The 13,451-nt window shown below is 62.9% G+C and carries 10 protein-coding genes; 8 read left to right on the top strand and 2 right to left on the bottom strand.

Features of this window, described 5'->3' with window-relative positions:
• Positions 1-115 precede the first annotated feature (115 nt).
• From M1D99_RS28115 to M1D99_RS28100, 4 genes are all read left to right on the top strand, one after another.
• Positions 116-3,739, top strand: coding sequence for a DUF2339 domain-containing protein (locus tag M1D99_RS28115; protein WP_434572941.1), 3,624 nt, complete (start codon positions 116-118; stop codon positions 3,737-3,739).
• Complete coding sequence (locus tag M1D99_RS28110) at positions 3,736-5,112, top strand: DUF3999 domain-containing protein (RefSeq protein ID WP_434572939.1); 1,377 nt, start codon at positions 3,736-3,738, stop codon at positions 5,110-5,112. Before M1D99_RS28115 ends, M1D99_RS28110 begins: the two co-directional genes overlap by 4 nt.
• 239 nt (positions 5,113-5,351) lie before the next feature.
• Positions 5,352-6,362 carry a class 1 fructose-bisphosphatase gene (locus M1D99_RS28105; protein WP_030141457.1) on the top strand — a complete coding sequence of 337 codons (1,011 nt, stop codon included), beginning with the start codon at positions 5,352-5,354 and terminating at the stop codon, positions 6,360-6,362.
• 3 nt (positions 6,363-6,365) lie between these two features.
• The gene (locus M1D99_RS28100; RefSeq protein ID WP_434572937.1) at positions 6,366-6,962 is read left to right on the top strand and encodes a DUF924 family protein; all 597 of its coding nucleotides are present in this window, start codon (positions 6,366-6,368) and stop codon (positions 6,960-6,962) included.
• Between the two features lie 398 nt (positions 6,963-7,360).
• On the opposite strand, the gene M1D99_RS28095 is transcribed toward M1D99_RS28100, so the two are convergent.
• A complete protein-coding gene (locus tag M1D99_RS28095; RefSeq protein ID WP_458131124.1) occupies positions 7,361-9,253 on the bottom strand; it encodes a methyl-accepting chemotaxis protein in 1,893 nt (630 codons plus the stop codon).
• Between the two features lie 284 nt (positions 9,254-9,537).
• Here M1D99_RS28095 and M1D99_RS28090 point away from each other — a divergent pair, with 284 nt between their 5' ends.
• Positions 9,538-9,792, top strand: a complete 255-nt coding sequence (locus tag M1D99_RS28090) for a hypothetical protein (protein ID WP_003186715.1) — start codon at positions 9,538-9,540, stop codon at positions 9,790-9,792.
• 31 nt (positions 9,793-9,823) lie between these two features.
• Positions 9,824-10,393, top strand: a complete 570-nt coding sequence (locus tag M1D99_RS28085; protein WP_250961905.1) for a lipocalin family protein — start codon at positions 9,824-9,826, stop codon at positions 10,391-10,393.
• 137 nt (positions 10,394-10,530) lie between these two features.
• Here M1D99_RS28085 and M1D99_RS28080 read toward each other — a convergent pair whose 3' ends face one another.
• Positions 10,531-11,895, bottom strand: coding sequence for a formimidoylglutamate deiminase (locus M1D99_RS28080; protein WP_458131123.1), 1,365 nt, complete (start codon positions 11,893-11,895; stop codon positions 10,531-10,533).
• Positions 11,896-12,038: 143 nt separating this feature from the next.
• On the opposite strand from M1D99_RS28080, the gene hutC reads away from it, so the two are divergent.
• Together hutC and M1D99_RS28070 are read left to right on the top strand one after the other, a co-directional pair.
• Positions 12,039-12,749, top strand: coding sequence for a histidine utilization repressor (gene hutC, locus M1D99_RS28075; RefSeq protein WP_014336125.1), 711 nt, complete (start codon positions 12,039-12,041; stop codon positions 12,747-12,749).
• Entirely contained in the window at positions 12,746-13,315 is a 570-nt protein-coding gene (locus M1D99_RS28070) for a HutD/Ves family protein (protein WP_434572930.1), read from the top strand. Before hutC ends, M1D99_RS28070 begins: the two co-directional genes overlap by 4 nt.
• The last annotated feature ends 136 nt before the right edge of the window (positions 13,316-13,451 follow it).

Raw genomic sequence — 13,451 nt, 5'->3', positions numbered from 1 at the left:
AAGCCTTGCTCCCACACAGCTCGCTCCCACAGGGCTTGGGGGTTTTCCACTAGACTGATCCAGGCACCGCATCACCCCGGTTACGCCCGCAACGGGCCGCTTAGGGATATCGACCATGCAATGGATCTTGACGTTGTTGGGCCTGGCACTCGGCTGGGTGGTGGACGAGTCGTTCGCCGATGCGCTGATAGGCGCACTGGTGGGGCTTGGCATCGCCCAGGCGTTTCGACTGGGGCGCCTGGGAGTCCAGGCGGCCAAGCAACAGATCTTGTTGCAGGAAGCCCAGCAGAGCGTGCTCACGTTGGAAGCCCGCCTGGCGGTTCTCGAACGCGGCAAGGTGGCCGAACCGCCTGATCCGACGCCAGCGCCCGAGGTTGCCGTGCCCCAGGCCGCGCAGCCCGCGACGCGTAGCGAGCCGCAGCTCGTCTGGGAATTGCCGACAGACCTCGAACCCGTTTCCGCGATGGCCAGCCAGGCCAGCCAGCCGTTGCCCGAGAACATTTGGAAACCCGCGCCAGAGACGTCCAGTCGACGTGCCAACCGCGACTTTGCCCCTTTGCCCCTGGAGCCGATCGCTGCGGAGCCGGCGGCCCCGCGTGGCCCGAATCTGTTCGACCGCGCCGTGACGGGCGCGCGCAACTGGCTGTTTGGCGGCAACACCGTGCTGCGAGTCGGTGTGCTGCTGTTGTTCCTCGGCCTGGCGTTCCTGCTGCGCTACGCCACCGAAGGCATGGTGGTGCCAATCGAAGTGCGTTATGCCGGTGTCGCGGCCAGTGCGTTGGGCCTGCTGGGCCTGGGCTGGTGGTTGCGCCAACGCAACAGCAGTTATGCGCTGATGCTCCAGGGGACCGGGATCGCCGTGCTGTACCTGACGGTGTTCGCCGCCATGCGCCTGCATCCGTTGCTCGACTCCAAGGCGGCCCTGGGTTTGCTGGTGGCGGTCACGGTGTTCTCGGCGATCCTCGCGGTTACCCAGAACGCCATGGGCCTGGCTGCTGCGGCGGCGCTGGGCGGGTTTGCCGCCCCGATCCTGACCTCCACCGGCAGCGGCAACCACGTTGCCCTGTTCAGCTATTTCATCCTGCTCAATGCCGGCATCCTTGCAATCGCCTGGTTCAAGGCCTGGCGCCTGCTCAACCTGATCGGTTTTGTCGGTACCTTCGGCATCGGTTTCGCCTGGGGCCTGCGTTCCTACGCACCGGAACTGCTGTGGAGCACCGAGCCGTTCCTGATCCTGTTCTTCCTCATCTACCTGGCGATTGGCTTGCTGTTCACGCGGCGCAAATTGTTGGAAATGAGCGACGCTCCCGAAGACGCTAGCCGCGAGGCGTTGCTGCGCTGGTCGGCGCGCAAGGGCGATTACGTGGACGGCAGCATGCTGTTCGGCCCGCCGCTGGTGGGCTTCGGCTTGCAGTTCGCGTTGGTGCAGCACCTGGATTTCGCCGCCGCCTTCAGCGCCCTGGCCCTGGGTATGATCTACATGGGCCTGGCTCGGCTATTGATGGGTGGGCGCGCCCTGCTGTTGGCGGAAACCTGCCTGGCCCTGGGGGTGATTTTTGCCAGCCTGGCGATCCCGTTGGGGCTCGATGCCCGTTGGACCGCGGCTGCGTGGGCCGTGGAAGGCGCGGGAATCTTCTGGCTGGGCCTGCGCCAGCAACGTCCATTGGCCCGGGCTTTTGCCTTGTTGCTGCAATTGGGTTCGGCACTGGCGTTCCTCAGCGAGTTGCGCACTGGCGACGGCAGCCTGCTCGATGGTTCACCGCTGGGAGCATTGATGCTCGGCGGCGCCTTGCTGTTCACCTTCTACCAGTTGCTCAAGGCTGAGCCCGGACACTGTTCGCATTGGGAACGCCAAGGCCGGCCGATGCTGGCGGTGCTGGGGCTGAGTTTCCTCTATCTGCTGGCGCCGCTGTTCTTCCTCACCCACGGCACTGCCATTGCCTGGGCCCTCGCCGGTTTGGCGACGCTGTTTGTCGGCCTGCGCCTGCAATCGCGTAGCTTCCTGTTCACGGCGTTTGCGGTGCAATTGCTCGGCGGCGCGCTGTTCCTGTTGCGCTTGCAAGGTGCCGAGGGCGATGCGTCAGCGGTGTTCAGCGCGGGTTGGAGCGGTTTGCTCAGTGCCTCGCTGATCGGCCTGGCGTTGATCGGCGGCATGTTGCTGGCGGCGCGCGACGACATGGTGCGCAACGATGTGCGGTTGCTGCGCGGCTTGTCGGTGGTATTGCTGGCGGGGCTGGTGCTGATCAATCTCGCGGTGCTGTTCGTCCTGCCGTGGCAAACGGCGAGCGGCGTATGGGCGGCCAGCGGCCTGTTGATCATCTGGCTGAGCCTGTACCTGAAACAACGGGTGAGCTTTGTCTTCGGCCTGCTGCTGCAACTGCTGGGCGGTGCGGCGTTCCTGACGGCGGGGCCGGCGCTGTTGGGGCCGCTCAATGCCGAGGACCTGCGGCCCCTGGCCCATAGCGGCTTCTGGACGCCGTTGGTGCTGGGGCTGGCAGCGCTGGTAGGGGCATGGCGCCTGCAGCGGGCGCATGCGGCGCAGGAACTCGATGCCTTGAGCTTGCAGCGCCTGTCCGAGCTGTTGCTGATCTGGGGCGCCGGTTGGTGGGCGCTGGCGTGGGTCAGCGAAGTGCTGCGCTTCGCCCCGGCGAATCTGCAAGGCAGCTTGTTGTTGGCGGTCGCGGCGCTCAGCGTGGCGGTGTGGAGCGTATTGTCGCTGCGCTTGAAATGGCCGGCGCTGGGGCTGCTGTGCACCTTGTTGATCCCGGCGGCGGGTTGTGTGCTGGTGGCAACGGGGCACAGCCATTACCACCCGGCGGCGAACTTTGGTTGGCTGGCCTGGCTGGCGGTATTCGCCGTGCATTTCCTCTCGCTCAAGCGCTTGGCCGAGACGCTGCCGGCGCAGGCGCGCAGCACGGCCCACGTCCTCGGTTGCTGGTTGCTGATGGCGGTGTTGATGCTGGAGTTGCGTTACGGCCTGCTGTTGCTGTCCGAGCAGTACAATGCCTGGCGCTGGCTGGCCTGGGCGATCCTGCCTGGCTTGTACCTGGTGCTGATGGCCACGCCGCGTACCTTGCCATGGCCGGTCTCGGCCCAGCCGCGCGAATACCGGGTCTATGCGGCGGCGCCCATGGCGCTGTTGATGCTCGGTTGGTTCTGGCTGACCAACACCTTCAGCGATGGCAACTCAGAGCCACTGCCTTATGTGCCGTTGCTCAATCCCCTGGAACTGGGCCTGCTGTTCGCCTTGTTCGGTATCTATGTGTGGGCCCGCAACGCCGTGGCGCAATCGACGAACCGCTGGAGTCGCGTCGGGCACATCGCCCAGTTGATCGCCGGTGTGTCGCTGTTCGCCTTCTTCACTGCCCTGGTGATGCGCACGGCTCACCAGTGGATGGGCGTCCCGTACGAGCTGGATGCGCTGCTCGAGTCAATGTTCGTGCAGGCCGGCTTGTCCATTGTCTGGACCCTGATCGCCCTGGGCCTGATGATCGGGGGGCACCTGCGCCATCGCCGGGAAGTGTGGCTGGTGGGCGCGGCGTTGATCGCCGTGGTCGTGGCGAAGCTGTTCTTTGTCGAATTGAGTAACCGTGGCGGTCTGGCGCGGATCGTGTCGTTTATCGGCGTGGGCGTGTTGTTGCTGGTGGTGGGCTACTTCGCGCCGCTGCCGCCAAAACGTCCGGAAACGGCCTCACCGGTCGAGCCGCCGATGCCTGTCAGTGAGGGAGTGTCATCTTGAGTCGCACGTTGAATCGGATCGGGCTGGGTGTGGTCGGGTTGTGGGTGGCCTTGTCGGCTACGGCCCAGGAGCAACCGGCGGATTTCGCCCATCAGGTGCCGTTGGCCCTGAGCGGCGAAGGGCCGTGGTATCGCCTGCCATTGCCATTGGACGTTCAATTGCAAGCGCGGCAGACCGACCTGAGTGACCTGCGGGTCTTCAACGCCGCCGGCCAGGCCCAGGCCTACGCCTTGGTGCGCGAGTCGGCCCAGAGCCGGGAAAACCGCACCCTCACCGACGTGAAGTGGTTCCCGCTGTACAACGCCGCCGATGATAACGAGCGTGCGCCTAGTGTGCGGGTGCAATCGAACGCCAATGGCACCCTGGTGGAAGTCCAACCCGCCAGCCGGCTCGAAGCCGGGGAAGAGGCGTTGCGTGGCTGGTTGTTGGATGCCAGTGCGATCAAGGCACCGCTGCAGCAGTTGATCCTTGACTGGACCAGCGAGCGCGACGGCTTCCAGCGATTCACCATCGAAGCCAGCGACGATTTGCAGCACTGGCAGTCATGGGGCGAAGGCCAGGTGGCGCGCCTGACCTTTGCCGACGAGCAGGTCGAACAGCATGAAGTGAACCTGCCGGGGCAGCCGGCGCGCTATTTGCGGCTGCTGTGGGATTCGCCATCCTCGGCGCCGGTGCTGACCTCGGCCCAGTTGCAAAGCGCCAGCCGCGAAAACCTGCCGTTGCCACTGGCCTGGTCGCAGCCGTTGGCCGGCAGCACGACGAAGACCGGTGAATACACCTGGCAGCTGCCCATGGGGCTGAACATCGAACAGGTGGAGGTCGAACTGAGCCAGGCCAACAGCCTGGCGCCGGTGACCCTGGCTGGCCGCCGCGAAAGCAGCCATCCGTGGCAGCCGCTGGGCGCTGGTTTGCTTTATCGCCTGACCCAGAACGGCCAGGACGTGCTGCAAAACCGTTTGCAACTGTCCGGCCAGACCGTGCAGCAACTGAAATTGACCGTGGACGAGCGCGGCGGTGGCTTGGGAGCCGAAGCCCCGGCGTTGCGCTTTGCCGTGCGTCCGACCCAAGTGGTGTTCCTGGCGCGGGGCGAAGGCCCCTACCGCCTGGCGCTGGGCAGCGCGACAGCCAAGACGGCCAGCCTGCCATTGACCACGCTGGTGCCCGATTACAAGCCGTCGCGCCTGGCGACGCTGGGGACGGCGACAGTGAACGGCTCGGCCACTTCGACGCCGACTGCGGCCGCTGCCACTGTGCCGGCGACGGTCGATACCAACTGGAAGAAAATCGGCTTGTGGGCGGTGTTGCTGCTCAGTGTGCTGTTCCTCGCGGCGATGGCCTTCAGCCTGCTGCGCAAGCCGCCGGTCAAATCCTGAGTTTGGGACAACCGATAAACCGAGTCGCCTGTTTCGCGAGCAAGCCCGCTCCCACAGGAGTCCGCATTCCAATGTGGGAGCGGGCTTGCTCGCGAAAGCGGTCTTCCATCCACCCAAAATCCACGAGCAACCGCCGGCCTGTGAACTCAATCCTCCATATCCCGTCTCATAGGAGGAATTAAGTCCCGACTCGCGCTAAACTGCGCGGGTTTTCCGCCCCCTATTCTTCGGAGCCGTCCATGTCCCGCGTTACCTTGAGTCGCTATTTGATTGAGCAGACCCGCAGCAACAATACCCCTGCCGATCTGCGCTTTTTGATCGAAGTGGTGGCGCGTGCGTGCAAGGAGATCAGCCACGCCGTCTCCAAAGGCGCCTTGGGTGGTGTCCTGGGCAGCATGGGCACCGAAAACGTGCAGGGCGAAGTGCAGAAGAAGCTGGACGTGCTGTCCAACGAAATCCTGCTCGAAGCCAACGAATGGGGCGGTCACCTGGCCGGCATGGCATCCGAGGAAATGGACAATGCCTACCAGATCCCGGGCAAATACCCCAAGGGTGCCTACCTGCTGGTGTTCGACCCACTGGACGGTTCGTCGAACATCGACATCAACGCGCCGGTCGGCACCATCTTCTCGGTTCTGCGTTGCCCGAACGAGTACCTGAGCCAGAACGAAGCCCTGAATGAAAAGGCCTTCTTGCAGCCAGGCACCGAGCAGGTTGCCGCCGGTTATGCCATCTATGGCCCGCAGACCATGCTGGTGCTGACCTTGGGCGACGGCGTCAAGGGCTTCACCCTGGACCGCGAGATGGGCAGCTTCGTCCTGACCCACGAAGACATCACCATTCCTGAAACCACCCAGGAATTCGCCATCAACATGTCCAACCAGCGTCACTGGGAAGCTCCGGTACAACGCTACGTCAGTGAGTTGCTGGCCGGTGAAGAAGGCCCGCTGAAGAAGAACTACAACATGCGCTGGGTCGCCGCGATGGTTGCCGATGTGCACCGGATCCTGACCCGTGGCGGCCTGTTCATGTACCCGCGCGACAGCCGCGAGCCCTCCAAGCCAGGCAAGCTGCGCCTGATGTACGAAGCCAACCCGATGTCGTTCCTGGTGGAGCAGGCCGGTGGCGCTTCCACCGATGGGCACCAGCGCATTCTCGATATCAAGCCTGAAGGCCTGCACCAGCGCGTGGCCGTGTTCCTCGGTTCGAAGGAAGAAGTGGCCCGCGCCACGGCTTACCACAAGGAGTAAATCATGGCCGAGCCCTGGCAGCCGTTGCTCGATTGGTGGTTTGGCACAGCCGAAAAACCAGATGAGATCGCGGCTGACAAGGGCAAGCTATGGTTTGGCAAAGGCCATGATCGCCAGGCGGAAGAGCGCTTCGGTGATCAGGTCGAGCAGGCACTGGCCGGCGGATTGACCGATTGGGCGCAACGCCCGGAAGGTTGGCTGGCCTTGGTGCTGCTACTGGATCAACTTCCCCGGATGATCTATCGCAACACCCCCGAAGGTTTTTCCGGCGACCTGCGTGCCCAAGCGCTGGTGGCTCAAGGACTGGCGGCGGGCTTCGACCGGCAACTCAAACCCATCCAGCGCGTATTCATCTACCTCGTACTCGAACACTGCGAAAACCTCGCGGTGCAGAACGAAGCCGTGTCACGGTTCATCGAGTTGGTTCGAGAACAGCCCGAGGCGCAGCGTGCGGTGTTTGAGGACAACCTGGATTATGCCGAACGGCATCAGAAGATCATTGCGCGGTTTGGCCGCTTTCCCCATCGCAATGCGGTGTTGGGGCGCGAGTCCACGGCTGAGGAAGTGGAGTTCTTGAGTAGGCCTGGGTCCAGGTTCTAAATAGTGTTGTGGCCGCTATCGCCATCGCGAGCAGGCTCGCTCCCACAGTTGATCTTCCACGGACGCACCTTTTGCTGCTCAACAGAAACCCAGTGTGGGAGCGAGCCTGCTCGCGATGGGGCCAGATGCTTCAACCGCGATGCTTGCTGCTTAAGAGCGGGGCAAGTCTGTAAATTCTCCATGTACGCTCATTGAAGATCCATCTCATCCAATTCGGTGACACCGCAAGACCATTGTGGGAGCGAGCTTGCTCGCGATAGGGGTGCCACAGTCGACGAAAATGTTGGATGTGCCGGCCTCTTCGCGAGCAAGCCCGCTCCCACAGCTGATCAGGTTTCCCTGACGGAACGCGGTCAACTGTGGGAGCGGGCTTGCTCGCGAAAGGGCCCTTGAAAGCACTAGATCCGGAAACTGCCCACCAACTGCTTAAGCCGCGCCGCCTGTTGTTCGAGGTCGGCACAGGCCTGCAAGGTGGCTTGCAGGTTTTCCACGCCTTCCTGGTTCAGCGTGTTGATCTCGGTAATGTCGACGTTGATCGATTCCACCACGGCGGTCTGTTCTTCGGTGGCGGTTGCCACGGATTGATTCATGCCGTCGATTTCACCGATGCGTTGGGTCACGCTGCCCAGTCGTTCGCCAGCCTGGTTGGCGATGCTGACGCTGCCTTCGCTCTGGCGCTGGCTGTCGGTCATGGTCAGTACCGCTTCCCGTGCGCCGACTTGCAGTTCTTCGATCATCTTCTGCACTTGTTGCGCCGAGTCCTGGGTGCGGTGGGCCAGGTTGCGCACCTCATCGGCCACCACCGCGAAGCCGCGCCCGGCTTCACCGGCCCGTGCCGCTTCGATGGCGGCGTTGAGGGCGAGCAGGTTGGTTTGCTGGGAGATGCTGGTGATCACCTCGAGGATCTGGCCGATGTTCACCGTGTTGCTGTTCAAGGTTTCGATGTTGCCGCACGAATCGCTGATCTTGGCTGACAACTGCTGCATGGCCGCGATGGTTTTATCCACCACTTGCTGGCCATCTTCGGCCAGGTTGCGGGCCTCGCTGGAATGTTGCGAGGCGAGGGCGGCATTCTGGGCGATTTCCTGGGCGGCGGCGCCGAGCTGGTTGATGGCCGCGGCCACGCTGCTGGTGCGCGACGCCTGTTGGTCGGAGTTGAACATCGACGAGTTGGATGCACTGACCACGCGCAGGGCGACTTCGTTGACCTGGCCGGTGGCCGAGGCCACTTCGCGGATCGAGGTGTGAATGCGCTCGACAAAACGGTTGAACGACGTGCCCAGGGCGCCGAATTCGTCCTGGCCGTGGATCACCAGGCGCCGAGTCAGGTCGCCTTCGCCTTCGGCGATGTCATGCATGGCGCGGCCCATGGTCAGCAGCGGTTGCATCAACACGCGGATCAACATGCCCAGCAAAGCGATGATGAACACCACGGCGATGAACATGGCGATCAGTGCCGAAGTGCGGAACTCACTGAGCATCGCCAGGGCGGTGTCCTTGTCGAGCACCAGCGCCACGTACCAATCGGCGCCCGGCACACCATTGACCCGGGTGAAGGAGATGAATTGGGACTTGCCGTCGAGATCGACTTCTTTCACGCCCGGGCTGATTTGCGGCGCGCCGTTGGGGTAGGCCTCGGCCAGGGTCTTGAGCACGCGCTTGCTGTCGGGGTGGATCAGGATCTTGCCGTCGGCGCTGACGATGAACGCGTGGCCGTGGCCGCCGAAGTTCAGCGAGTTGATGATGGCGCTGACGTTGGACAGGTCGATGTCCGCACCGGCCACGCCGATCATCTGGTTCTGGCGTTGTACCGGAGTGGCGACGGTGATCACCAGCTTGCCCGACGAGGCGGCGATGTAGGGTTCAGTGACGATGGTTTGCTGTGCGCTGTTGGCAGCCTTGTACCAGCCGCGGGCGCGCGGGTCATAGTCGGCGGCGCGATTGCCGGCCGGGACCGAGAACATCACGCCGTCGGTGCCGCCGAAATAGCTGAGCTGGAAGTTGCCGGTATAGGCCGGCAGGCCCACGGCGCGCTTGAGGCTGTCGGCACTGCTGCCGTCCACGGCGATCTGTTGGGCCAGCGATTGCAGCAATTGGATGCGGCCGTCGACCCATGTCTGGATGTTACGGCTGGTCAGGCTGCCGAGTTCCTGCATGGAAGTCTCGGTGCTGGCGTGCAGGCTCTGGCGTTGACGATAGTCGTTGAACAGGATGAAACAGGCGAAAGCAACAGCCACCACGAGGGCAGCAGCCAGCAGAATTTTATGGCTGAATTTCATGTTTCTGGTCATTAAGAACACTACCGCGGAGGGACGGGTCAGGACGGGCTGTCAATTTGCCATAACGCAGGATTTTGCGCTGTGACTTTTTATCGGCGTAGAAGCCCGGCTCATCAGGCGTCCAGGGTCCAATCCCGACGAAAGGTACGACGGCGTCACAAACCGAGTGATTCACCGATGAAACACCTCTGCACGGCCAATAAATACTGGCGGCGCGAGGGAACCAGATAGGGGTTTTCTCTTCTAAGGATCAGGTTGGCACCCTGCCACCTCCCTTCCGCTCCAGGAGTTACACCATGTCGCTGCGTTCTATCGCTCTGCTGTTTATGTGCGTCGTGCTGACCGCATGCAGCAAGGTCAACCAGGAAAACTATTCGAAGCTGTCGGCTGGCATGCCCAAGGCCGAAGTCGAAACGTTGCTGGGGAAACCGACCGATTGCTCAGGCGCCCTCGGCATGTCCAGCTGCACCTGGGGCGACCAGAAAAGCTTTATCAGCGTGCAGTACGCCGGTGACAAAGTGTTGATGTTTTCCGGCCAAGGCCTGAAGTAAACCGAGGCCAGTGGCCTGCGGGAGAAAAATAATGATGCGGTTAGTGTTTGTGCTTTTGGCTGGCCTGGTATTGGCTGGCTGTGCCACTTCTGGCGAAGATCCGTTGGCACCCAAGACGGTCAACAGCGTCAATCTCAAGCGTTACCAGGGGACCTGGTATGAGTTGGCCCGCCTGCCCATGTATTTCCAGCGCAATTGCGCGCAATCGGAAGCGCACTACACCCTCAAGCCAGACGGCAACGTGGGCGTGCTCAATCGCTGCCTGACCTCGGACTGGCAGTGGGAAGAAGCCAGGGGCACCGCGACGCCGCAGGTGCCGGGCAAGACCGACAAGCTCTGGGTCGAATTTGATAACTGGTTTTCCCGGATCGTCCCGGGCGTGGCGAAGGGGCAATACTGGGTGCTCTATGTCAGCGATGACTACAAGACCGCCATCGTCGGCGACCCGAGCCGTCGCTACATGTGGCTGCTGTCCCGCACACCGACCGTCAACAGCGTTGTGCGCGAGGAATTGCTGAGCAAGGCGCGCCAGCAGGGCTACGACACGACACGCCTGGTCTGGCGCGCGTCGGACCGGCAGATGGCCAAGACTTCGGACTAAGCGACGCCTGGGATCATAGTGTGGGAGCGGGCTTGCTCGCGAATGCGGTGTATCAGTCAACATCTAGGTGTCTGGTACAACGCATTCGCGAGCAAGCCCGCTCCCACATTTGGTATCTGTCACATTGATTCTTGGGGTCAGCCCAGCAGTTCGCGCAGTACCTGGGTAAACGCCCGGGCGCTTTCTTCTTCGCCGGCATGACGCCTCTCACGCACCACCCACTGTCCGCCGACCATCACATCGCGCACCTGGCGATCGCCGCCGGCGAACAGCCAGCGATTGAGGATCCCGTCGCCCTGGGCCGTGGCCAGGTATGGGTCGTGGCCATCGAGCACCAGCCAGTCGGCGCGCTTGCCGATTTCGAGAGCGCCGATCGGCTGCCCCAGGGCCTGGGCGCCGCCTTCCAATGCGGCGTCAAACAAGGTGCGACCAACCATCGGCTGATCCGCCCGATACAAGCGATTGCGCCGTTGATCCCGCAGGCGCTGGCCATATTCCAGCCAGCGCAATTCTTCGACCACGCTCAAGGACACATGGCTGTCGGAGCCGATACCGAGGCGTCCGCCCTGGGCGAGGAAATCCACGGCCGGGAAAATCCCGTCCCCCAGGTTGGCTTCGGTGGTCAGGCACAGGCCGGCAATCGCCCGGCTCTTGGCCATGAGGCTGACTTCCTGGGCGTTGGCGTGGGTGGCGTGGACCAGGCACCAGCGCTGATCGACCTCGGTGTTGTCATACAGCCATTGCAGCGGACGCGCGCCGCTCCAGTCCAGGCAGTCATCGACTTCCTTTTGCTGCTCGGCAATATGGATGTGCACCGGGCAATCACGGTCGCTGGCGGCCAGCACGTCCTGGATCTGCCCGGGTGTCACGGCGCGCAGGGAGTGGAAGCACAGGCCCAGCGCCTGGGACGCTTGCCCGGCCAGGATCGGCTGCAAGCGCGACTGAAGTTTCAAGTAGTTTTCGGTGCTGTTGATGAACCGGCGCTGCCCGTCGTTGGGTGCCTGGCCGCCAAAGCCGGAATGGCTGTAGAGCACCGGCAGCAGCGTCAGGCCAATGCCGGCGGCGCTGGCGGCGTGGCTGATACGCAGGGCCAGCTCCGCCGGGTCGGCGTAGGGCGCGCCGTCGGTGTCATGGTGGACGTAGTGGAATTCGGCGACCGAGGTGTAGCCGGCCTTGAGCATTTCGATGTACAGCTGGCGGGCGATGACGCCGAGTTGGTCGGGGCTGATTTTTCCGACGAGGCGGTACATCAAGTCGCGCCAGGTCCAGAAACTGTCGTTGGGATTGCCCGCCACTTCCGCCAGCCCGGCCATCGCCCGTTGGAAGGCGTGGGAGTGCAGGTTCGGCATGCCCGGCAATAGCGGACCGCCCAGCCGTTCGGCGCCGTCTGCGTGGGAGCCGACCTGGATATGGGTCAGGACGCCTGCGGCATCCACCTCAAGACGTACATCATCGGCCCATCCACTAGGCAGCAGCGCGCGTTCGGCAAAGAAGGCGGACATGGTTCAACCTCATCGTGCGTAATTTGTATATACATATACAGACGTTTGCCTGGCCGGTAAACTCCGGCAAGCTAGCAACCTTATTCGCAGAACAGGGAACCGCCGTGCCGACTCCGCCTGCCAAACCACCGCTGGCCGCAAACATGGGTGACAGTCCGGCGCCCTTGTACGCCCGCGTTAAACAAATGATCACCCAGCAGATCGACAGTGGAAACTGGCCGCCGCATTACCGTGTGCCGTCGGAAAGCGAGCTGGTCAGCCAGCTGGGATTCAGCCGCATGACCATCAACCGTGCCCTGCGGGAAATGACCGCGGACGGCCTGTTGGTGCGCATGCAGGGTGTCGGCACCTTCGTGGCCGAGCCCAAGAGCCAGTCCGCGTTGTTCGAAGTGCATAACATCGCGGATGAAATCGCCTCCCGTGGTCATCGTCACAGCTGCAAGGTCATCACCCTGGAAGAAGAGGCGGCCGGTTCCGAGCGGGCCCTGGCCCTGGACATGCGTGAAGGCCAGAAGGTGTTCCATTCACTGATCGTGCATTTCGAGAACGACATCCCCGTGCAAATCGAGGACCGTTTCGTCAACGCACTGGTGGCACCTGAGTACCTCAAGCAGGACTTCACCGTGCAAACCCCCTACGCCTACCTGAACCAGGTTGCACCGCTGACCGAAGGCGAGCACGTAGTGGAGGCGATCCTGGCCGAGCCGAGTGAGTGCAAGCTGTTGCAGATCGAAAGGGGCGAGCCGTGCTTGTTGATTCGCCGCCGCACTTGGTCTGGACGCCAGCCGGTCACCGCCGCACGCCTGATCCATCCGGGCTCCCGTCACAGTCTGGAAGGGCGTTTTCATAAATGAGCCAGTTGAAAGTGTTACGTGCCGCGGATTACCCGCGCATGCCTTGGAAGAACGGTGGCGGCAGCACCGAGGAAATCACTCGCGATGCCGGCACGGGCCTGGAAGGTTTCGGCTGGAGACTGTCGATTGCCGATATCGGTGAGTCGGGTGGTTTTTCCACCTTCGCCGGCTACGAGCGGGTCATCAGTGTCTTGCAGGGTGACGGCATGACGTTGAATGTCGATGGTCAGGCTACGCGGGCGCTTTATCCGCTGGACGCTTTTGCGTTCAGCGGCGAGAGCCATGTGCATTGCACGCTGCTGGGCGGACCGATTCGTGACTTCAACCTGATCTACGCACCGCAGCGTTACCGCGCGCGATTGCAATGGTTGGGCGGGCAGCAGCGGTTTTTCAGCGAGGCGGGAACGGTGTTGGTGTTTAGTGCCGCGCCGACGCTGAGGATCAAGATGGATGAGGCTGTCGAGGCGCTGGGGCTTTATGACTGCCTGCAACTGAGCGGCAACACCGGGCTGCTGGAAATCACCACCCACGGCCAATGCTGCGTGATCGAGCTGACGGCCCACTAAAGAAATCCTGCGACAGAGCTTTTGTGGCGAGGGAGCTTGCTCCCGCTGGGCCGGGCTGGCGCTCCAGCGCGCAGCGGCCCTGTTTTTTGGGGTCTGCTTCGCAGCCCAGCGGGAGCAAGCTCCCTCGCCACAAAAA

It is taken from the genome of Pseudomonas sp. R3-41 (genome assembly GCF_054161485.1).
The sequence above is the reverse complement of the archived record's forward strand: the minus strand, read 5'-3'. Positions and strand labels throughout refer to the sequence as shown.